Raw genomic sequence first — 21731 nt, 5'->3', positions numbered from 1 at the left:
ATAATACCGTCAATAGCCCAAAAAAGCAAGCGCTACCCTCAAAAAAAAATAAATTTTTTTAATAAAAAAAGTAACAAAGTTTAAAAATTAACAGTTAACCGTTAACAGGGATTTCCAAGACGCGGGCTACCGCTAGAGTCATTCTGTGAAGTCGCAGGCGCACCCGGCTGAAGTTGAAGCTCTTGTTGTTTGTCGGCAAAAAATCGGCCCCCAGCAAGATTTTTGACGAACAGTTTTCTGATAGGCGCTACTAGGGCTTATAATTAGTACAAGAATATTTACAGAGATCGGAAAGTTCTTAATGAACCTTATAATCCTTAATGAAGCTTAAAATTAAAAAATTGTTCGTTAAAGTTACCTGGAACCCCCAGAAGGCTGTAGGCTCTGCCATTCGGTTAGCGGTGAGATAAATAATGATGCCTCGGATACTTGTTATTGATGATGACGCGGCGATCGCCGAACTCGTAGCAGTCAACCTAGAAATGGCTGGCTACGAAGTCACCCAGGCTGAAGACGGCATCAAAGGTCAGGCACTAGCCATACAAATGCTCCCCGACCTGATCGTGCTAGACCTGATGCTGCCTAGAGTAGATGGATTCACAGTGTGTCAGCGTTTGCGGCGTGACGATCGCACATCCGACATTCCCGTTTTGATGTTGACAGCCTTAAGTCAAACTCAAGACAAAGTAGAAGGCTTCAACTCCGGCGCCGACGACTACCTGACCAAACCCTTTGAACTAGAAGAGATGCTGGCGCGAGTGCGAGCCTTGCTGAGGCGCACAGACCGCATCCCCCAAGCTGCCAAACACTCCGAAATCCTGAATTACGGCCCGCTGACCCTTGTCCCCGAAAGGTTTGAAGCCGTTTGGTACATTAATACCGTCAAACTGACTCACCTAGAGTTCGAGTTGCTGCACTGCTTGCTCCAGCGCCACGGTCAGACAGTCTCTCCCAGCGAAATTCTCAAAGAAGTGTGGGGTTACGACCCCGACGACGACATCGAAACAATTCGCGTACATATCAGACACCTAAGAACTAAGATGGAACCCGATCCCCGCCATCCTCGGTACATCAAAACAGTATACGGGGCCGGTTATTGCCTGGAGTTGCCCAGCAACGAGCAAGTAGCCGAGGAAACCAAATCCTCTGCTTGAGCTAGCACGCCAGATGCAACAAGCAGTTAAAAATCCAGCTAGAAAAGCCTGAGAACAAGTGTTCTCAGGCTTTTAAATTGAAATACAGCCTTGGCGGTTGCTATATCAGTCCTGGGTGTGCGTCGGGGTTCAGAAACCGGGTTTTTGACGACAATACTTCGTTCAAACCCCAAGATTCCCTAAAAAACCCAGTTTCTTTCCTGGGTGTGCGTCCAGGACTTTATATCTCATTCTGCTCCTGCACCTTAGTAAAATTATTTATCAATAAATCCAGAAATATTTACTCGCTGGCAACCTGCGCCACTAAGAAAACTTGTGCCAGCCGATCGCCCAGACTCCCTAAAACCCTTACTACAGAGCCTTTTTGGCAACCGCGTTACATATCTAAACCAAACTTAATGAAATATTTTATCAAAAAGACTTGACTCAGCCAGCAAAATTGTTGATTATCTATATCAATAAGCAGCACAAGCTTAAGACTAAATTGACATCTTTCTCAAGAGGTAACTCGCCGTGACAAGCATGGCCAAAAAATCCTTCCCAGCCGAAGGAGAAACCTTTCCCTGGTGGGCCGGAAACGCCCGCTTAATTAACCTTTCCGGTCGTTTGCTGGGTGCTCACGTCGCCCACTCCGGCCTCATCGTCCTCTGGGCGGGAGCCTACACTCTGTTTGAGCTTTCGCGCTTCAACCCAGAATTGCCCATGTACGAACAAGGCTTAATTCTGCTGCCCAACCTAGCCAGACTCGGCTTCGGTGTCGGAGCCGGAGGCAAAATAGTCGATACCTATCCATACTTTCAGATTGGTGTGGTACACCTAATCAGCTCAGCCTTTCTCGGCTTCGGTGGCATCTTCCACTCCCTCAAAGGGCCACAAACCCTCGAAGAAAGAACTCCTTTCTTCGGCTACAGATGGGAAGACAAAGACAAAATGACCACCATCTTGGGCATCCACCTAGTTTTGCTGGGTATCGGTGCCTTCTTGTTGGTGGCCAAAGCTATGTATTTCGGTGGTTTATATGATACCACGATCGGGCAAGTGCGGGTAATTTCGGAACCCACACTCAACCCCGCTGTCATTTTCGGCTACCTGTTCGGTGCAGGTGGCAAACACTGGCTCGCCGCGGTTGACAACCTCGAAGATGTTGTCGGCGGACATATTTGGGTAGGAATCCTCTGCATAGTCGGCGGCCTGTGGCACATTCGCACCCAGCCTTTTGCTTGGACGGAGCGCCTTTTCATCTGGTCAGGAGAAGCTTACCTCTCCTACAGTCTCGGCGCACTAGCCTTAATGGGCTTCATCGCCACCTACTTTGTGTCGGTCAACACCCTAGTCTACCCAGAGGAATTCTACGGGCCGGCCCTAAAAATCGGCTTCGAGCAGTTTCCCTACTTCCACAACCAAGGAATGCTGACCTCCCGCGTCTGGTTGGCTAACACCCACTTCTGGCTCGCCTTCTTCGTCCTGCAAGGACATTTTTGGCACGCCCTGCGAGCCGCAGGATTTGACTTCCGCAAAGGCAAAGTCGTGCAGCCAATGCGCGAAGACATCCAGCCAGGGGGCGGCCCAATTGCAGCCAGTCCAGCCAGTTAACCGCATCAGGAGGAAAACAAAAATGCAAGGAATAGCAGATCCGAATTTAATTCCAGAACCGGACAACCCACAAAGCGAGTACGGCTGGTGGGCCGGCAACGCCCGCTTCATTGACCTTTCAGGGCGAATTTTGGGAGCTCACGTAGCTCACGCAGGTTTAATCGTACTCTGGGCCGGGGCAATGACCCTGTTTGAACTCTCGAATTTCAACCCTGAGTTGCCGATGTACGACCAAGGTTTAATCCTGCTGCCGCACTTGGCAAGTTTGGGTTTTGGAGTAGGAAAAGCAGGTCAAATTATTGATACCTATCCCTACTACGTCATCGGAGTTTTGCATCTAATTAGCTCTACCGTTCTCGGTGCAGGCGGGCTTTACCATTCCTTGCTCGGCCCGAAAGTATTGCCGCAAAATAAAACTTTCTTTGGTTCTTTCGGCTACAACTGGGAAGACAAAGACAAGATGACAACCATCATCGGCATTCACCTATTGCTGTTAGGTGCTGGTGCTTGGTTGTTAGTAGCTAAAGCCTTATTTTGGGGCGGTCTTTACGATCCCCACGTTGCTGACGTGCGGATAATTAGCGAGCCGACGCTCAATCCCGCCCGCATTTTTAGCTATCTCTTGCCCGTACACGGCCCGGAAGGAATGGCAGCAGTTGACAACTTAGAAGATGTTGTCGGCGGTCACATTTATGTTGGCTTGCTCTGCATTCTTGGCGGTTTCTGGCATATCTTTACCAAGCCTTTTGCTTGGGCCCAGCGAGTGCTGTTTTGGTCTGGGGAAGCTTACCTTTCTTACAGTTTGGGCGCTCTGGCTTATATGGGCTTTTTGGCCGCCTACTTCGTGACTGTAAATGACACGGTTTATCCAGAGGTTTTCTACGGCCCTGTGGGTTTGACCGGCCCGGAAGCCACAGTAGTTTCGTCGCGGACTTGGCTGGCAACAACTCACTTTGTTTTAGCGATTTTGGCGCTTTCCGGTCACATTTGGCACGCGCTGCGCGTTCGGACAAAAGCGGCGGGGTTTGATTTTCGATCGGGCGAATTTGTAACGGCAACTGCCAGCAAGGTTGAAAAGTCCGATCGGCTTCAAGCTCAACCTGCGGCAACAGCAGTGAGTTTTTCGGATGTGACTGTAACTTTTTTGCGGAATTTGCCGATTTACCGCAAAGGATTGTCTCCCATAGTCAGGGGATTAGAAGTTAGCTTGGCTCACGGCTATTTCCTGGTAGGAGCTTTTGCAGTATTGCTGCCTTTGCAAGAAAAAGGTTTAGCACCGCTGGCAGCATTGCTGATAACTCTGGCATTAGTCTTGATTTTGGCAATGGGCCTCTCGATTTACGAGAATCGGAACATCGAAACAGGTAAAGTTCTTTACTGGCACAAAACGTCGGAAGATTGGAGTTTATTCCGGGGCGGTTTGGTGATGGGGGGTGCGAGCGGAGCTTTCCTTGCCTATTTGCTGCTAGACAATTTTGCTGGCATTGATGCAATTTTCCGAGGTGTTGTGAACTGAGGTTAAAATAGCATCTGAATCCAATTTAAGCAAGAAACAAAGTTCAACTTTCTTGCTTAAATTGGCTCAGTTCGGAATTTGTATGTACTGTTGAGAAAATCTCTCTATGACTGTTTTTATTTGCTGTTTCTGTATCGTGACTGTGATGGTTCTGTTTTCGTGGAGTGTTGCAGTAGCGCTGCGAGAAGGAGTCCATCAAATTCGGCGACTGCATCAAATTCCGTGTTCGGATTGCGAGTTTTTTACTAATGACTACCGCCTCAAGTGTACTGTGCGGCCGTGTGTTGCTTGTACTGAAGATGCGATCGGCTGTACTGACTTTGAACCGAAAACTTGTTTTGCCAATTCCTGTCAGCAACATTGCTCCCGACTTCACAAACCTTACAGGGAAATACCGACAACCAATCCTCTAGTTACACCTTTAGCAACAGGAACAAGCGCCTATAGCCCTCAATTATGAATTGCGAACAATTTGTAGGGTAGCCACAGGTACTACCCTCCTCATCCCTCATCTTGTTTCCTTCTTCCTAACATCCCTTAAATCCGTTACAGAATCCGTTGCCGAACTTCCTTCTTCTTTATTCCTTCACAAATATGAATTTATACAGCGCTAACTCACTCAAAGTCGAACTCAACCAGAGAGGCTGCCGCCTGACTCCCCAGCGAGAAACTATTTTGAGTGTTTTTCAAAATTTGCGACAAGGCAATCATTTGAGTGCAGAAGAGTTATATAAAACTTTACAGAATCAAGGAGAACGAATTGGCTTATCTACTGTGTATAGAACTCTGCATTTATTAGCAAGAATTGGGATTTTGCGCGAACTAGAATTAGCAGAAGGACATAAACATTACGAACTAAATTTGCCTGAATTGCACCACCATCATCACCTGGTTTGCATTCAGTGTCACAAGACTTTTGAATTTAGTGATGAATCGATTTTGAAAATTGGCAAAAAGCAAGTTGAAAAAGCTGGTGTAGAATTGCTTGACTGTCAGTTAACTGTGCGCGCTGTTTGTTTGGAAGCGCTGCGGGAGGGATGGCCTTCTTTAGTTCCCAGCAATTGGTTCTGTCCCAGATATCATTCGGAAATAGAGGATGAGATGAGTTAGGAAGAATATTTAGTTTAATATGTTTACGTCACACTTTTGTTATTAACAATAAACATTGAAATCGCAAATATCGTAAGTAATTTGCCGTTAATTTCAGACTGAAACGGCAGGGTTCAAAAAAAGCTCCTTTGTTGAGGAGCAAGTGTATCAGTTCTACAGCAAAATACTTCGCAATCAAGCAACCTCAGAATCGCAACGTTGGTGTTCCATCCGAAATACGTTAGCGTACAAACTAGCAACAATCTGTTTGCCTTCCTGCGTCAACTGCAAGTAACCGAGAGATTCGCTGATGTGAGGATAAATGCCGCTCCAGTAAAACTTAGAGTAGCTTTGCAGCAAGTCGCCCGGATGTCGGTAGCCCAAAACTTTAGTAGCGCCACTTTCTTCCAACTCGTAAAACAGCGCGCCAATTTTCTGCAAATATTGCGGGTTACTGAGCTGACCTATCAAGTCTGCACCGCGAACTAAACTAGAATAATTAACTGCATCTTCGTCAGTGTTGCCGTCAAGCACCGAGAAACGAGTCTGTTCTATGTTTTGCTTAATTATTTCAGCATTAATTAGCTTGTGGTTGCCAAAGCGTTCGTCAATGAAAAGTTTTGCTCTGTCCACTCGGTAAGGAGCTAGGCTGGCGGCTGTTGCACCGGGAGCAAGTACAATTCTCATGCCATCTTTTCCCGTAGCATACAATCCTTCTGATTCTTGGTCTTGCCGGCAAACTCCTTTGACATATCCGATATCTTGGCACAGCAAAGAAATGATGTAGTGCAGCCAGTTTTCGCAGGATACTCCGCCCTTGCGAATGTGTTTTCCCCGCAAGATTTCTTGACCGACTAAGGTAATGCAAATGGCGTGTTCTACATTGTGATAAAGAGCGTCGCTATTGGCTATGTTTTCTAAGGCCATTGCCCCAACCCAGGCAATAATGTCGGCATAATCTGATTTGTAGCCTCCGTAAGTGCGACTGTACCCGTTCTCAAGTTGTTTAATGAAAGCCTCGATCAGCAGTTCTGTAGAATTAAACATACCCAGTCATTTTACCTTAATATTGCCTTTCAAGAGCGGTGAATCTTTTTTAAATCCCTCTAATTTTAGGGATGCGATTTTGACTCAAAACTCAAATCTCACAAATCCAAACTTATTGACGGCGCTACGCCTGGGGAGTCCCGAAGCAACGGAACGCACTCAACATTCCCAAACAATTCAGTCCATGACTGACAGCCATCCCCGCCGCACTGCATAGAGCAGCCTGCTGACAATTTTTCGATCGTCGGAACTTCTTAAACTCTGAGAATTAATTGCGTATTGAATTTGGTGGAACACAGTTCGATCGATCTTACCGGATTTCCAAATGTTCAAGTAAAGTTCGGAAATTGTATATTCAGGATTATAAGCTGTGGTTCTCATCTGCGGGCAACTCAATGTATATTTCTGATTATCCGGCAATTTTAGATAACTTTATGTGATATCGATCGGCCTGAGACTGTGATGCGATCGCACAAAGACAGTTGATGGGCGTCTCCGAAAAATGGTCATTCGAGCGAAATATCGCGATATTTTGCTTTTCATAAATTTTGCTGGCCGCTGTGACAAGCATCACAGTTGCGCTTAAATTATAGTAAGTCACATACCATTCGCCCGTTGTGGTCGCAAGTCCAAACTTGAAGCAAGGAAGGAAGTTCGATCGTCCGCCGTGCAAATTCCTTGCCAAAAAAAGTCGAGTCGTGTACTATATAGAGTCTGGTATCCTCACTTACCCATAATTATTTTCATTTATCCCGTCCCCCCCAGAGGGGAAGGGACTTTCAGTGCGGATGCCGCCAAATCACTATATTCAGCAAAAAGCTAGAAATGCCGTAACTCATGCCCACTATTCAGCAACTCATCCGTTCAGCACGGGAACAAACACAGAAAAAAACCAAATCGCCAGCTCTCAAGAGTTGCCCCCAGCGCCGCGGAGTTTGCACCAGAGTGTACACGACCACCCCGAAAAAACCAAACTCGGCGCTGCGGAAGGTGGCTCGGGTACGGCTGACCTCTGGTTTTGAAGTGACAGCCTACATCCCCGGCATCGGTCACAACTTGCAAGAACACTCGGTAGTAATGATCCGGGGCGGCCGGGTAAAAGATTTGCCCGGAGTTAGATACCACATTATTCGCGGTACCTTAGACACCGCCGGGGTGAAAGACCGCAAGCAGGGCCGTTCCAAATACGGGGCCAAGCGTCCTAAAGAGAAAAAGTAACACGGATCTCGCCCGATCGTCGGGGTTGGGAAGCAAAAATAAATCCGATCGTCCGGGATCGATATTTAAGCCCAAAACCCCAAATTCAATCATTCAAAATCAAAAATCCCAAATAGAACTATGTCTCGCCGCACAGTTATTCAAAAACGTCCAGTTCCGCCAGATCCAACCTACAACAGCCGGTTGGTAAGCATGATGGTGAGACGGATCATGCAGCACGGCAAAAAATCCGTGGCCTCCAGCATCGTCTACGACGCCCTCAAAACCATCCAAGAACGGACAGGGGCCGAACCGTTAGACTTGTTTGAAAAAGCAGTCAAAAACGCTACACCCCTGGTCGAAGTCAAAGCCCGCCGGGTAGGTGGCGCCACCTACCAAGTGCCGATGGAAGTGCGTTCCGATCGCGGCACCACCCTCGCCCTCCGCTGGCTGATCAGATTTGCTCGTGCTCGCACCGGCCGCTCAATGGCCGCCAAGCTGGCAAACGAACTGATGGATGCAGCTAACGAAACAGGCAGTGCCATTCGCAAGCGCGAAGAAACCCACCGCATGGCCGAAGCCAACAAGGCTTTTGCTCACTATCGTTACTAATTGCCAGCTCGAATGCAGGTCTAATTGAGCGAGCCTGTGGTATAAAAGCACAGGCGAGGGATTTGACACTTTAAGTTTTGAGTATTGAGATTGCATTTCGACTGGCAGCACTGCCCACAGGGCCAATCAAAAACTGCCTTCCTCAAAACTCAAAACTCACGTATTCTCTCGATCGCCAATGCCACATCCTTAATATTTTTGTGAACAAATCTTGCAAAAAGTATTAAAATGTAACAATAGGCTCCATATACTTATGTTTTAAGTCGGTAGCGACGGCAAACAAAGTCATTATGTAGTATAGTTGTATTATAGCAACAAAAACTCCCAGGAGGTAGCTGTGGTACGTATCGTCCCGCTAGAAAAAACTCGCAACATCGGCATCGCCGCCCACATTGACGCGGGCAAAACAACAACAACAGAAAGAATTCTGTTCTATTCAGGCATGGTTCACAAAATGGGTGAAGTGCACGATGGAACAACAACTATGGACACGATGGCGCAAGAGCGAGAGCGTGGAATTACGATTACTGCCGCTGCTATCACCACCAGTTGGAAAGATCACAAAATCAACATCATTGACACTCCCGGACACGTAGACTTCACGATCGAAGTAGAACGCTCCATGCGAGTGCTTGACGGAGTGATCGCAGTATTCTGCTCGGTAGGCGGAGTGCAGCCACAATCAGAAACAGTTTGGCGGCAAGCCGATCGGTACAAAGTACCACGGATCGTGTTTGTCAACAAAATGGATCGGATGGGCGCGAACTTCTATAAGGTCTATGCTCAAATTTGCGATCGGATGAGAGCGAACGCCGTACCCATCCAAATCCCGATCGGCAGCGAAGAAAACTTCCGGGGAATTGTAGACTTAGTGCAAATGAAAGCCTATATCTACAAGAACAACACCGGCACCGATATCGAGGAAGTAGAAATCCCCGATGAAGTAAAGGATCTAGCAGTAGAATACCGAACCAAGCTGATCGAGTCCGTAGCAGAAACCAGCGACGCCCTCACTCAGAAATATCTCGAAGGCGTAGAACTAACGGAAGACGAAATCCGCTCAGCCCTGCGTCACGGTACTGTCGAAGGTACGATCGTCCCCATGCTGTGCGGTTCGGCCTTCAAAAACAAAGGCGTTCAGCTTTTGTTGGATGGAGTGATAGACTATCTGCCGTCGCCCTTGGAAGTTCCCCCAATTCAAGGACTCCTGCCCAACGGCGAGACAGCAGAACGGTTTGCCGACGACAACGCCCCCCTGTCAGCTTTGGCATTCAAAATCATGGCCGACCCCTACGGCCGCCTGACCTTCGTTCGCGTCTACTCCGGTATCCTCAAAAAAGGTAGCTACGTCCTAAACTCCACCAAAGACAAAAAAGAGCGGGTTTCTCGCCTAATTGTACTAAAAGCGGACGATCGGATAGAAGTAGACGAACTCCGCGCCGGAGACTTGGGAGCAGCCTTGGGTCTGAAAGACACCTTCACAGGCGATACCATCTGTGAAGAAGGCTCGGAAGTGATTCTGGAGTCCCTGTTCATTCCCGAACCAGTCATCTCTGTCGCTGTGGAACCCAAAACCAAACAAGACATGGAGAAGCTCTCCAAAGCCCTCCAGTCGCTCTCGGAAGAAGACCCCACCTTCCGAGTCAACGTTGACCCAGAAACTAACCAGACAGTCATCGCCGGTATGGGCGAACTTCACCTGGAAATTTTGGTAGACAGAATGCTGCGGGAATTCAAAGTAGAAGCCAACGTGGGTCAGCCACAAGTAGCCTACCGCGAAACCATTCGCAAATCCGTCCGCGCCGAAGGTAAATTTATCCGCCAAAGTGGCGGTAAAGGTCAGTACGGTCACGTCGTGATCGAACTAGAACCCACCGAAGTGGGAACCGGCTTTGAATTTGTCTCCAAAATTGTCGGCGGCACTGTACCCAAAGAGTACATCGGCCCGGCAGAACAAGGGATGAAAGAAGCCTGCGAATCAGGTATTGTAGCAGGATATCCCGTGATCGACCTCAAAGCTACTATGGTAGACGGGTCTTTCCACGACGTAGACTCTTCAGAAATGGCATTTAAGATCGCGGGTTCAATGGCGATCAAAGAAGCCGTGATGAAGGCGTCGCCAGTGCTGCTAGAGCCTATGATGAAAGTAGAGGTTGAAGTTCCCGAAGATTACATCGGGAACGTCATCGGCGACCTCAACTCGCGTCGGGGTCAGATCGAGGGTCAAGAGACGGATCAGGGAATTGCCAAAGTTTCTGTAAAGGTTCCACTAGCAGAAATGTTTGGTTACGCTACTGACATCCGCTCGAAAACCCAAGGTCGAGGCATCTTCACAATGGAATTCAGCCATTACGAAGAAGTGCCGCGAAATGTGGCTGAAGCCATCATCGCTAAGAACAAAGGGAACTAATGATTTTAGATTTTAGATTTTGGATTTTGGATTGAATCCAAAATCTAGAATCTAAAATCTCAAGTCTAAAATCGCTAAAAAAAACAAGGAACAGATCGAGAATGGCACGCGCAAAATTTGAACGGAATAAACCCCACGTAAACATCGGCACGATCGGTCACGTTGACCACGGCAAAACAACTTTGACCGCCGCGATTACGATGACTCTTTCAGCATTAGGTCAGGCTAAGGGTAAGAAGTACGACGAAATCGACGCCGCGCCTGAAGAAAAAGCGCGGGGTATTACGATTAATACTGCTCACGTCGAATACGAAACCACCAGTCGGCACTATGCCCACGTTGATTGTCCCGGACACGCTGACTATGTGAAAAACATGATCACCGGTGCGGCTCAAATGGACGGCGGCATCCTAGTAGTGTCAGCGGCAGACGGCCCCATGCCTCAAACTCGCGAACACATCCTGCTAGCTAAGCAAGTTGGCGTTCCCAGCTTGGTTGTTTTCTTGAACAAGGAAGACATGGTAGATGACGCAGAACTTTTGGAATTGGTGGAACTGGAAGTTCGCGAACTTCTGAGCTCTTACGATTTCCCAGGCGATGATATCCCAATCGTGACTGGTTCGGGATTGAAAGCTCTCGAAGCGATGGCTGCCAATCCCAAGGCTGTAAAGGGCGAGAATCCCTGGATTGACAAGATTTACGCACTCATGGAAGCAGTGGATACTTACATCCCTACTCCAGAACGCGAAGTTGACAAGCCCTTCTTGATGGCAGTTGAAGACGTATTCTCGATTACTGGTCGGGGTACTGTTGCTACTGGCCGGATTGAGCGCGGCACAGTCAAAGTCGGCGAAAACGTCGAAGTGATTGGGCTTAAGGACACTCGCAGCACTACGGTGACTGGTGTGGAAATGTTCACCAAGTCCTTGGACGAAGGCTTGGCCGGCGATAACGTGGGTCTACTTCTGAGGGGGATTTTAAAGGCGGATATTGAAAGAGGCATGGTGATTGCCAAGCCGAAGAGCATCTTGCCTCACACTCAGTTTGAATCTGAAGTGTACATCCTCAAAAAGGAAGAAGGCGGCCGTCACACGCCATTTTTCTCGGGCTACCGCCCTCAGTTCTACGTCCGCACGACGGATGTAACTGGTACGATCAAACAGTTCACTGCTGACGACGGCACGGAAGCTGAAATGGTGATGCCCGGTGACCGGATCAAAATGACAGTTGAACTGATCCACCCGATCGCGATCGAACAAGGAATGCGCTTCGCTATCCGCGAAGGCGGCCGCACCGTCGGCGCCGGCGTTGTTTCCAAAATCCTCAAGTAGGACTCCGATAACAGCCTAAATAGCAGAAAAGCCGCCAAATGTCAATAGGCTTTTCTGCTATTTAGTCAGTTGTTAGTGGTCAGTTGTCAGTTGTTAGCGGTCAGTTGTCAGTTGTTAGCGGTCAGTTGTTAGTGGTTATTGATTCAATGTTCAATAACTAATGACTAATAACTAATGACTAATAACTAATGACTAATAACTAATAACTAATAACTAATGACTAAAAATAAACTGAACCTAGAAAATTAAAGAAACAAAAATGGCAGCTATCCCACAACAAAAAATTCGCATTCGCCTCAAAGCTTTCGATCGGCGCATTCTAGACGCATCCTGCGAAAAGATTGTAGATACAGCAAATCGGACAGCCGCCACTGCGATCGGCCCGATTCCCCTACCGACAAAACGGCGGATTTACTGCTTGCTGCGATCGCCCCACGTAGACAAAGATTCTCGCGAACACTTTGAAACCCGCACGCACCGCCGAATTATTGACATTCACCAGCCTTCGGCCAAAACAATTGACGCTTTGATGAAACTGGATTTGCCAGCCGGCGTAGATATCGAAGTCAAGCTGTAGATTGACACATCGGAAACTCGGAAAGAAGGAACAATGGAAAAATACATTGTTCCTTCTTTTTGCTGAAAGTTGATAGTCAGCAGTCAGTATTATTAGTTATTCGTTATTAGTCATGGGTCAGGAGTTATTAGTTATTCGTTATTAGTCAGTAATCAACAATAATTTCTGCTCCGGCGCGAACTTAAATAATTCTTCTTAATTAAGGGGCGATAGCTACACAAAAGCTCCTTTAGCAGTCGCTATCATCGCCTTCAGCATCACTTAATTAATCAAAAAGGTATATTTAGCATTTTGACGAAATGACGGCTTTGTCAAGCTGCCAGCACGGGCGATCGGGATCGCTCGATCGAATCCGCGTCGCAAAAGCCCGATCGCTCCTGCCCCGGAATTGCCTTTAATCAGTTAAAGTAAGAAAAAGAAGCGCAAGTACCGTCACTTTTGAGCGACAATGGCATCCTCTTCCTCTGTAGCAGTTCGCGAACTCCCCTTATTTCCGTTGCCGGAAGTGGTTCTATTTCCAGGTAGACCGCTGCCGCTGCAAATCTTCGAGTTTCGCTATCGAATCATGATGAACACGATTCTGGAGGGCGATCGCCGTTTCGGTGTGCTCATGTGGGACCCCAACCAAAACAAAGTCTCTGCCGTTGGCTGTTGCGCCGAAGTGATTCACTGCCAGCGCCTGCCCGACGATCGCATGAAAATTATGACTCTCGGCCAGCAACGGTTCCGAGTCCTGGACGCCGTTCGGGAAAAACCTTATTTAGTCGGTCTGGTAGAGTGGATTGAAGACGAACCGCCGCAAAAAGACCTCCGATCTTTGGGAAAAGATGTCGAACAACTGCTTCGAGATGTAGTTCGCCTCTCTAGCAAATTGATGGATCAGCCGATCGACCTCCCGGAAGACATTCCCAGTTTGCCCACAGAATTGTCCTACTGGGTAGCCAGCTACCTTTACGGTGCAGCGACAGAACAGCAAACTCTATTAGAATTGCAAGATACTGCTGCGAGATTGGAACGCGAAACCGAAATTTTGACTTCTACTCGCAATCACTTGGCAGCGAGGACTGTACTTAAAGATACGCTCAAATAGCCAGCGCAGGCAAAAAGCCCGATCGGTTTTGCCTGCATTGAAGCAAGAATTACACACAAATCATTTGATTTTAGATTTTAGATTTTAGATTTTAGATTGACTGATGAACTAAGGGTTTGGATCGCGGGCCTACAGTTCCATTATTTTTGGGAACTCGTATCTGTTTAATCCTTAACTTCAAACAGGTTCGGATAGGTTCTTTATAGCAGTAGATGCTTGTGTTAGAAAATCTCGATCGACCGAAACCATACGATGCAGTTAGAGGCGGTCAACTGCCGCCTCCTGTGGGCGGTGTCGTGCTCGGCGGACTAGCAGGAGTTAAACACCGGCTGTCGAGTTCTGTCAGCGAACATCGCATTGCCGCCCTGAAGGAAACCTTGAATTACGGCGATGCAGGCTTAAAAATAGTCATCAAGATTTGTCAAAGCGAAACAGGGCCAGTGCAGCGGGCGGCCGGCGACTTGCTGCGACAAAGGCTAAGTGCGATCGCCCGCGAAAAATTACAAGCCTTTGTACCTGCAAGTTCAGATTCAGAAGCCCAGAGAGACAGCACTCAAAAAATATTAGAGCACTTACCCGGTGCAGTCTCAGAAAAAAATAGCGATCGGCAATTGTCCGAAGCACAGTTAATATTTGAGACAATTACGCAGCAGATACAACCAAATGTGTTGCTGTTAGAAGCATTGGTAGCCTCTGTAGAGCGCGAAGAATTTACCAGCGAACTGATGAATCTTTGGGATTTGTTAATATTAGAAATTCAGGAACCTCTCAAAGAACTGCGTCAGGCTGTTGGCAGCGCGATTTCCGCCCAACTGCGCATTCAGTGGCAGTACAATCAAGCTGAATCTCAAGCCAATCAGTGGCATCAGCGAGCTTTGCTAGGACTTCAGAAAGAGGATGAAAGTTCAGTTCGCCTCGCCTTGGTTCGCAAGCAGATTCAATTCGATAAGGCGGCAGAAATAAAAATTGACTTAGACGACCAAACTGTGCGAGTAGAAACTCTCAACCGCAACTTGCTAGCTTTGGAAAGTAAGATTGCTGAAGCTAATTCTAAGAAAGAGATACTAAAGATGCAGCTTCATTTTGCTAAGGTACAGGAGCAAATTAACTGCACTTTCAGTCAAATGAATACTATATTTTTCAGTCCTTAGTTGTCAGATTCGGCGCGTATATACTGCTCGATGTCAGACAAGTCTGATGCAAAACTGTATGGCCCCGCTTAAAATCGCCCCCTCTAGCTTAGCGCCTTCGAGGTTGGCACCGCACAAAAAGGCACCGCTCAAATTAGCACCCCGCAAATCAGCTTCACTCAAGTCAGCACCCTGAAGGTTACTCTCACATAAAAATGCACCTTTCAAGTTAGCTTTTCTCAGACTCGCGCCCCGCAGTTTTACCTCGCTGAGATTTGCTTTTTCGAGGTCGGCTTCGTCCAAGCAAGCATCGATTAAGTTGGCTTCCATCAGGTTTGCCATATACAAGTTTGCCCCGCTCAAGTTGACACCGATCATTTTAGTGTCCCCCAAGTTTGCGTTTTGTAACTGTGCTTGAATCAGATCGGCCCCTGTTAATTTGGCACGAGTTAGATTTGCTCGGCTCAAGTCAGCCCCATTTAGGTCTGCCAGCAGCAGACAAGCACTATCGAGGTTTGCACCCATTAATTTAGCCCAACTCAGGTCTGCCGAAGCGAAGTTTACGTCTTTCAAGTTGGCACAAACGAGGCCAATATGACTTAGGAAAGCTTCGGGCAGGGAAGCGCCTACCAAATTAGCTTCGTGAAAATTTCTTTCTCCGGCTGCGTATCGCTTGAGAAGTTCATCAGCATCCATCTCGCCAGCCTCCTAAGTTTTTACTTGGAAATATACTACATGATTAAAAATTATACTACTGACAGTAATGCGTATCCACCAAAGATTTTTAAAGTTTCAGTGTGATTTTTTAACTCTTCTAGTGCCTCGCGAACTAATGGAGAGCAAACATCGGCTTCAACGTCCATAAAGAAAATATACTCTCCGAGCGATCGCTTAGTCGGCCGAGATTCAATGCGACTTAAATTAATACCGCGACTGGCAAATACTTGCAAAGGTTTTACCAGTGTCCCCGGCATATTGGCAGGTACGCTAAAAGCTAGTGACGTGTGAGTGCAATTCGATGGCGTTGCATCGGGGTGCGAGTTAGCCGTTGGTTTGGTGGCGGATGTAATTGATGAGCCGTCTGCTTGTGGTGTGTTGCCCAGTTTTCCGGCATCCGGGCCGAGTACCCAAAATCGAGTGTAATTGTCGGGATAATCATTAATCGGGTGAGCGAGCACGGGCAAATTGTAGAGTTCTGCGGCTCTTGGGGCAGAGATTACCGCTATACTTCTATCTTCCAGGTACTGCAACGCTTCCGTTGTTGAATTCGCCGGAATCAACTCAGCCGCCGGGATAAATTGGCTCAACCACAACTGACACTGAGCTAGCGCTTGCGGGTGAGAGTAAACTTTTTGAATCTTGTTAAAACTTTGAGCATTTGACAGCAGTGCGTGGGAAATCGGCAAAACCAAGGCGTGTTTAATTCGCAGTGCATCCAGCCGCCACAGGGTATCTAGGGTGACAGTCACGCTACCTTCGATTGAATTTTCCACCGGCACAATGGAACAGTCAACCAGCCCAGAGGCAGATGCCTCTAGCGCCTGAGAAATGGTGGAATAAGGACACAGGGTGCATTCAAAGTTAGTTTCTTGGCTCAACCACTTGACATAAGCCAGAGCGGCTGTTTCTGCATAAGTACCTATAGGGCCCAGATGTGCGATCGAAATTTTCATTATCAGTAATTTTACGTTACAACTGTTTGCTTTCCTTTCATCAGCTAGGAAGTATGATGAAAAAATTAGCTTGAGTCCCGAAAGCTTTTATCCGTTATTTCTCGGATGACAGTGGGGGAGTGCGTGAGTTAGTGCGCCGACTTATATCACCTTAAAAAGGTGATAGTTTATTAAGATATGCTTACGAATCCTCTACTTTGATATCTTCTCATGTATATCCGCTTGAATTCTTCCCAATCCGTTGAGCTCGCCGTACCAGATGAACGGGTTCCCATTCAACATTATCTGCGCCAGCCGAGGCGACTGGTGAACGCCCTAGTCGATCGAACTCGCACAGAGCAACTAAGCGATGACTGTTTCCGCCTGAAAATGCGGCCGTTACAATTTATGATGCTGAGCATTCAACCCACAGTAGATATGAGGGTATGGGCACAGTCGGACGGCACAATCAATTTGGAGTCCGTCGCCTGCGAAATTCTCGGCGTGGGTTATGTAAACGATCGCTTTGCTCTCAATCTCAAAGGAAAGCTTTGCGCGCACCAAAGCAGCGGGGTAACGTACTTGAAAGGAAAAGCGGATTTGGAAGTGCAAGTAGAGTTACCGCCGCCGTTTTGGCTGACGCCCAAACCGATTTTAGAAGCAACGGGCAACGGTTTGCTCAAGAGCGTACTGCTGAGCGTCAAACAGCGGTTGATGTACCAGTTGCTCTCGGATTACCGCCGGTGGGCAAACAGCGAAACTGAGGTAATATCAAGCGATATCCCCCAAATCTTATCTGTAGAAGGTTGAGATATTACCAGAGAAGCTGTTAATTAATTTATCGGCATATTTGGCCAAAAATTAGTGGAATTGCCCAGATATTAGTTAGACGATGGAATTGCGCACCCTGAGTTTTGTTTGAGTTTGCCCGCAGGCATAGATAGCGACCGGTCAGTCAATATCGATTTGAGTCAGCGCTGCCTCTTCATAGTCTTCGATAATTCCCACACCCACAGACCAAGCAGTTGACCTGTCTTTTGAAACTTCGTCCTTTTGGCGGAGTTCGCGCTGCGGTGTCCCGGTTATTGGGCCCGGTTGGTTCGTCGCGCCCACCCCAATCCGGATTTTTGGCCCGGAATTGCCCAAGCGAATCGTCATCCCGTCAGACACTGACACCTGAGCGATCGGTTTATCATCTACATAAGTGCCGTTAGCGCCAAAATTAATAATTTCCCAGCCCGAAGCGTGATTCCACAGCTCTACGTGATGGCGGGAAACTACAGCGCTGTAAATAATTACATCATTGTCGTTCGATCGACCTATCCGAACCACCGATTCGGATTCAAAACACCAATTTTGAACCGGGACAGACTGGATAGGATGTAGCAGAGTTAAGGTAATCACTGATGTTTTGACACTCCGCCGCCAGACAGAAACGGGGATAATTCAATATAGACTTTTTGGGATAAAACCGCAAATAAATTAATTCTTAAAAGCGTTGTAACTGCACTGCTACTCCCTCTAGATAAAATCCTTGTTGGTTGTATCTCACATCTGGCAACATTCTCAAGAATAGGCAAGATGCCTGGTCTACAAAGAGTAGATTTTTTTGCGGGGAGTAGGGGTTGGGCATCCTGCCCGCCTGTAAAAGGCTTATTAACAACGGTGCAAGATGTGAGTTGTATCAAACAGCATAGGTCTTTTGGAGTTGCTAACATTTTCCTTATCGATCCGATATCTTTAAAATACAATGCTTTGATTAGCAGTGGAATTTTGAGCGAGAAAGCCTCAATCTCATACACTAAAAATACCGACCTTTCCGGCGCGCGCCGCCCCAAAAATGAGATCGGCAATTAGTCGCAGGGCGATGATCCCGAAGCCCGCAGTTCAGAGCAAATCCGACTCTGGTGGCTCCCGCGGCTCTGGCGGTGCAGATTCATGCCTTTGCCGCTTCAACTCTGCCACTTTTTCTTGAGCTACATCCCTAACTTCTAGAGCTTTATCTTGGAGTTTTTCCGCCAGACTGCGAGCGTTCCGCTTGACGCCTGCCACATTTTTGAGAGTTCTATCGAAATCTTCGTGTAAAAACTCTGCTACCTGACCGACTTTTTTGTGCAGTCCCTCCGCGTACTGCTGGGGCTCGGATACAGCAGCCTCAGACACGATCGCCCGCTTGCTGCCGATCGTCGAAATAGCTGACACCGGCAACAAGTAAATCCCGTCTAAAACGCCGCGCCAGCCGCTCGAAGAAAACAGGTAATCGGTCACTGAACCAGTCCGAACATCAAATAGGTAGTCAACCACCGTACCTGCCTTATTCCCAGCGTCGGTGAGCACCTCAAGCCCGATCGGACAAACAGCTTGTTCCGGCTGATGCAATTCCGGCAGTTCCGGGTTAATGGTGACAAAAACATTTTCGCCCACCGTATCAACTTGGGCCCAAGCGAACCAAGTTTTTTTGCTACCCAAAAGTCCCGACTTGCAAGTAAAGCCGATCGCCCGCTGGGAGTGAGCATCCAGCCAAAGCCGATCTACCCTGCCGACTTCTTCCGCCGTTCTGCGGTCGATCGTGCGGCGGTTGAGCAGTTCGCTGCGTTTAACAATCTGTTGTTGTGATGTACTCATAAAATAAACTCCTGAGTGCCGCCATGCGTAAAATGTCGATCGTCCAAAGATGCCGATTTAATATTCTTCTTCCGAATAAGGGCGAGTATTTTCTGCCTCCGTTAACTCATCCTCTTCCCTGGAAGAGCCAACTTCTTTTTGTTCGGGAACAGGAATCGTGCTCAGGAGCGCGCCCCCGGAGGGAGCGTGAACTGCCTTAGCATCCCTTGGCTTGACGCTAGTTTGTCCTAACTGGGCTGAGGACTGATTCGGGCCGACATTGATTTGAATTTTCGGGCCCGAGCGAGCCAAGTGAACGATCAGACCGTCCACCACGGGAACCTTAGCGATCGGCTTACCATCGAGGTAAGTGCCGTTGGTACCTAAATTGATCAGTTCCCAAGTTATGCCGCTGCGCCGCAATTCGATGTGGCGACGAGAAACCACAGCGCTAAAAAGAACGACGTGGTTTTCGGTCGAGCGCCCGATCCGGACGACCTGTTGGTCTTCAAAGATCCAACTGCGGACGGGTATAGACTGGAGTGGATGTAGCAAGGTCAGCTTAATCACATTGGCAGCATTAAGTTTTGGTAGAGCGCCTCAAGATGCGATTTTAGATTTTAGACTTTCGATCGCCCAATCCAAACTCGATCTAAGAGATTTGAAATAGAAAAGTAACCAGGTCACCTTTGCCCAGAGAGATGCGGTCTCCCGGTCGCAACCGGTGTCGGTTTCCCTTGGGCAGGGGAGTATTGTTGACGTAAGTGCCGTTGGAACTGCCTACATCTTCTAGGTAGCAAGCATCTCCCTCCACCCGGACATTGGCGTGTACCCGAGAAACTATCTCAGAATTAGCAAATCCGGAAACATCAATATCCGGCGGCACTAAGTCATTTGGCTTGCCTATGTGAACCACAGACAGACTGTGAGGCAATTCCATCGGCGTATTTGTCTGAACGTGTAGCAGGCGCGCCGACTGCTGTTGCAGTTGAGTTTTAGCTACACCCGCTGGCTGTAGGCCGGGAACCGGGGGAGAGGTATTTACTGCTGTTGCCACCGATTCAGTTGTAACAGGAACCGAGGGCAAAGGCGGGGGATCTGGAATCGCACTCATGGTGGCGGGAGTTTTTTCCAAGTTCGGCCCGTTATTTGGGGTAACTACAGGTTCCATTGCCATCGGGGGTTCGGTGTTCGGCCCGTTATTTGGGGTAACTACAGGTTCCATTGCCATCAGTGGTTCGGTTTGCGCTAACTCCGGCGCCGGTGGCGATACCACTGTGGGGCCCACAGACGAGGCTGACGGTACTGTCAACTCAAGTTCTGGAACGTAGGAACCCGGACGCAAGTTAAAGCCGCACTGACCGCAAAATGCTGCATCTGTCTGAACCGCTGCACCGCAATTCGAGCAAGTTGCGGTAACTGGTAAAGGCGTGTAGCAAGCCTCACACTGGCTGGCCCCGTCGGGGTTCTGGTGATTGCAATTGGGACAGACAATCATCGATTTCTCCTTGCTATCGGCCAGATTTTCCAATCAGCCTCATAAAAATAGTCGTGTATATGGTCAAATTTTAACTTTAACCGCTGCAATTCTTATACTGCTTCGCTAATACTAGCAACTGACAGCAGTGCCGTGACGGGCAAGATTAAGTTAGTGATAGTGCTGACTGTGTTGACCGGAGAGACTCTCTCGGCTATTTTACTGAGGAGCCAGCAGCCGCATCGAGCAGCCACCAAAGTTCGCCCTCTGGTTGAACGAGTCTGGCTGGATAGGTCATTTCGTCGGCTGCGGGGGCAAAAATTTGAGCGAGGGCGGGTTGTTTGCTGGCTCCTGCCACCATGAAGATGACGCACCGAGCTTTGTTAATTAAGGGGATTGTAAAGGTGATGCGGGGTTGGCCGTCTTTGTTGCCGACAGTTACTAGGGCGTCGCGGACTTGCAAGGCTGCTGTGCCGGGAAATAGAGAGGCTGTGTGGGCGTCGTCCCCTATGCCCAACAAAATGATGTCGATCGCGGGAAACTCGCTGTCGGATACTTTGAAGAACTGCTGCAATTCGGTTTGGTACGCCTCGGCGTCGGCTGCGGGGTCGCCGGCGCCTGTGGGCATGGGGTGGATGTTGCTGGCGGGGATGTTTACTCGATCGATCCAGGCGAGGCGCGCCATTTTTTGATTGCTGTCCGGGTGTTCTGGCGGAACGTAGCGTTCGTCGCCCCAGAAAACGTGAATTTTGTCCCAAGGCAGGTCTTGGGTACAGAGCGCTCTGTAGAGCGGTTCAGGTGTGCTTCCGCCCGCTGCGGCGATCGTACAAACTCCGCGTTCTGCTATGGCTGCGGCGATTTTCGACAGGACTACCGCCAGCGATCGATCTATTAGTGCTTCTCGATTTGCTAATACTTCTACTACTTTTTTCATCAATTTCCTCTTAACTTTCGTTGGGTGTTGTTCTGGGCAATTGCCAATTTTTCCTTGACATTTTGCCTTGACATTTTGTTTTGAGGTCGATCGGCTGACACGCTCGGCAGGCCGGGCACCGCGTCAAGTCAGATTTTATCATCTTATGCCCCTTCATTTGAGGAAAGCAACACATATTTCTACCAGTGCTTGATATATATTCACCTGTTGCATCGATCTTTCTGTGGCAACTTTTAATTCAATTGCCCGATCGCATTTACCCCGCGACAGCAAAAACGATCGAGATTGATGTGGTAGACTACGAAAAATAGTTTTAAG

At 48.2% G+C, this 21731-nt stretch carries 24 protein-coding genes; 15 read left to right on the top strand and 9 right to left on the bottom strand.

Going from position 1 to position 21731, the window contains the following annotated elements; genetic code table 11:
- Positions 1-416 precede the first annotated feature (416 nt).
- From rpaA to QUA02_RS00875, 5 genes are all read left to right on the top strand, one after another.
- Positions 417-1154, top strand: a complete 738-nt coding sequence (gene rpaA, locus QUA02_RS00895) for a two component system response regulator RpaA (RefSeq protein ID WP_333024544.1) — start codon at positions 417-419, stop codon at positions 1152-1154.
- Between the two features lie 522 nt (positions 1155-1676).
- Positions 1677-2747 carry a chlorophyll a/b binding light-harvesting protein gene (locus tag QUA02_RS00890; protein WP_333024526.1) on the top strand — a complete coding sequence of 357 codons (1071 nt, stop codon included), beginning with the start codon at positions 1677-1679 and terminating at the stop codon, positions 2745-2747.
- A gap of 22 nt (positions 2748-2769) precedes the next feature.
- Positions 2770-4263, top strand: coding sequence for a chlorophyll a/b binding light-harvesting protein (locus tag QUA02_RS00885; protein WP_333024524.1), 1494 nt, complete (start codon positions 2770-2772; stop codon positions 4261-4263).
- Between the two features lie 106 nt (positions 4264-4369).
- Positions 4370-4723 carry a hypothetical protein gene (locus tag QUA02_RS00880; RefSeq protein ID WP_333024522.1) on the top strand — a complete coding sequence of 118 codons (354 nt, stop codon included), beginning with the start codon at positions 4370-4372 and terminating at the stop codon, positions 4721-4723.
- A 134-nt stretch (positions 4724-4857) separates the two neighbouring features.
- Positions 4858-5373, top strand: a complete 516-nt coding sequence (locus tag QUA02_RS00875; RefSeq protein ID WP_333024521.1) for a ferric uptake regulation protein — start codon at positions 4858-4860, stop codon at positions 5371-5373.
- Between the two features lie 174 nt (positions 5374-5547).
- Here QUA02_RS00875 and QUA02_RS00870 read toward each other — a convergent pair whose 3' ends face one another.
- Positions 5548-6399, bottom strand: a complete 852-nt coding sequence (locus QUA02_RS00870; protein ID WP_333024519.1) for an Npun_R2479 family HD domain-containing metalloprotein — start codon at positions 6397-6399, stop codon at positions 5548-5550.
- A 177-nt stretch (positions 6400-6576) separates the two neighbouring features.
- A complete protein-coding gene (locus QUA02_RS00865) occupies positions 6577-6780 on the bottom strand; it encodes a hypothetical protein (RefSeq protein ID WP_332977663.1) in 204 nt (67 codons plus the stop codon).
- A gap of 456 nt (positions 6781-7236) precedes the next feature.
- Between QUA02_RS00865 and rpsL the strand changes: the two genes are divergently transcribed.
- The 7 genes from rpsL to QUA02_RS00830 all read left to right on the top strand — a co-directional run bounded on the left by rpsL (position 7237) and on the right by QUA02_RS00830 (position 14767).
- Positions 7237-7617 (top strand): 30S ribosomal protein S12, encoded by a 381-nt coding sequence (gene rpsL, locus QUA02_RS00860; protein ID WP_006632197.1) that lies wholly within the window; start codon positions 7237-7239, stop codon positions 7615-7617.
- 120 nt (positions 7618-7737) lie between these two features.
- Entirely contained in the window at positions 7738-8208 is a 471-nt protein-coding gene (rpsG, locus tag QUA02_RS00855; protein ID WP_006632196.1) for a 30S ribosomal protein S7, read from the top strand.
- A gap of 337 nt (positions 8209-8545) precedes the next feature.
- Positions 8546-10618, top strand: coding sequence for an elongation factor G (gene fusA / locus QUA02_RS00850; RefSeq protein ID WP_333024518.1), 2073 nt, complete (start codon positions 8546-8548; stop codon positions 10616-10618).
- A 101-nt stretch (positions 10619-10719) separates the two neighbouring features.
- A complete protein-coding gene (tuf, locus tag QUA02_RS00845; RefSeq protein ID WP_333024517.1) occupies positions 10720-11949 on the top strand; it encodes an elongation factor Tu in 1230 nt (409 codons plus the stop codon).
- A 259-nt stretch (positions 11950-12208) separates the two neighbouring features.
- On the top strand, positions 12209-12526 hold the full coding sequence (rpsJ, locus tag QUA02_RS00840) for a 30S ribosomal protein S10 (RefSeq protein WP_442921454.1): 318 nt from the start codon (positions 12209-12211) through the stop codon (positions 12524-12526).
- A gap of 448 nt (positions 12527-12974) precedes the next feature.
- A complete protein-coding gene (locus QUA02_RS00835; RefSeq protein WP_333024515.1) occupies positions 12975-13616 on the top strand; it encodes an LON peptidase substrate-binding domain-containing protein in 642 nt (213 codons plus the stop codon).
- Positions 13617-13828: 212 nt separating this feature from the next.
- Positions 13829-14767: a PspA/IM30 family protein gene (locus QUA02_RS00830; protein ID WP_333024514.1), complete on the top strand. Its 939-nt coding sequence runs from the start codon at positions 13829-13831 to the stop codon at positions 14765-14767.
- Positions 14768-14800: 33 nt separating this feature from the next.
- On the opposite strand, the gene QUA02_RS00825 is transcribed toward QUA02_RS00830, so the two are convergent.
- Together QUA02_RS00825 and pheA are read right to left on the bottom strand one after the other, a co-directional pair.
- Positions 14801-15442 (bottom strand): pentapeptide repeat-containing protein, encoded by a 642-nt coding sequence (locus tag QUA02_RS00825; RefSeq protein ID WP_333024511.1) that lies wholly within the window; start codon positions 15440-15442, stop codon positions 14801-14803.
- A 50-nt stretch (positions 15443-15492) separates the two neighbouring features.
- Entirely contained in the window at positions 15493-16419 is a 927-nt protein-coding gene (gene pheA / locus QUA02_RS00820; RefSeq protein ID WP_333024510.1) for a prephenate dehydratase, read from the bottom strand.
- Between the two features lie 210 nt (positions 16420-16629).
- Here pheA and QUA02_RS00815 point away from each other — a divergent pair, with 210 nt between their 5' ends.
- Positions 16630-17208 carry a DUF1997 domain-containing protein gene (locus QUA02_RS00815; protein WP_333024508.1) on the top strand — a complete coding sequence of 193 codons (579 nt, stop codon included), beginning with the start codon at positions 16630-16632 and terminating at the stop codon, positions 17206-17208.
- 141 nt (positions 17209-17349) lie between these two features.
- On the opposite strand, the gene QUA02_RS00810 is transcribed toward QUA02_RS00815, so the two are convergent.
- Positions 17350-17802: an FHA domain-containing protein gene (locus QUA02_RS00810; protein ID WP_333024506.1), complete on the bottom strand. Its 453-nt coding sequence runs from the start codon at positions 17800-17802 to the stop codon at positions 17350-17352.
- 177 nt (positions 17803-17979) lie between these two features.
- Here QUA02_RS00810 and QUA02_RS00805 point away from each other — a divergent pair, with 177 nt between their 5' ends.
- Complete coding sequence (locus QUA02_RS00805; protein WP_333024503.1) at positions 17980-18255, top strand: hypothetical protein; 276 nt, start codon at positions 17980-17982, stop codon at positions 18253-18255.
- Between the two features lie 30 nt (positions 18256-18285).
- Here QUA02_RS00805 and QUA02_RS00800 read toward each other — a convergent pair whose 3' ends face one another.
- The 4 genes from QUA02_RS00800 to pgl all read right to left on the bottom strand — a co-directional run bounded on the left by QUA02_RS00800 (position 18286) and on the right by pgl (position 21413).
- Entirely contained in the window at positions 18286-19023 is a 738-nt protein-coding gene (locus QUA02_RS00800) for a PRC-barrel domain-containing protein (RefSeq protein WP_333024502.1), read from the bottom strand.
- A gap of 57 nt (positions 19024-19080) precedes the next feature.
- Positions 19081-19572: an FHA domain-containing protein gene (locus QUA02_RS00795; protein ID WP_333024501.1), complete on the bottom strand. Its 492-nt coding sequence runs from the start codon at positions 19570-19572 to the stop codon at positions 19081-19083.
- 82 nt (positions 19573-19654) lie between these two features.
- Positions 19655-20500, bottom strand: a complete 846-nt coding sequence (locus QUA02_RS00790) for a double zinc ribbon and FHA domain-containing protein (protein ID WP_333024500.1) — start codon at positions 20498-20500, stop codon at positions 19655-19657.
- Positions 20501-20693: 193 nt separating this feature from the next.
- The gene (gene pgl / locus QUA02_RS00785; RefSeq protein WP_333024499.1) at positions 20694-21413 is read right to left on the bottom strand and encodes a 6-phosphogluconolactonase; all 720 of its coding nucleotides are present in this window, start codon (positions 21411-21413) and stop codon (positions 20694-20696) included.
- A 185-nt stretch (positions 21414-21598) separates the two neighbouring features.
- Between pgl and QUA02_RS00780 the strand changes: the two genes are divergently transcribed.
- Complete coding sequence (locus QUA02_RS00780) at positions 21599-21724, top strand: hypothetical protein (protein ID WP_333024498.1); 126 nt, start codon at positions 21599-21601, stop codon at positions 21722-21724.
- Positions 21725-21731: the final 7 nt, after the last annotated feature.

Origin of the sequence: Microcoleus pseudofavosus SVA1_A4, assembly GCF_036700565.1 — a bacterium.
Classification (GTDB): domain Bacteria; phylum Cyanobacteriota; class Cyanobacteriia; order Cyanobacteriales; family Microcoleaceae; genus Microcoleus.
The sequence above is the reverse complement of the archived record's forward strand: the minus strand, read 5'-3'. Positions and strand labels throughout refer to the sequence as shown.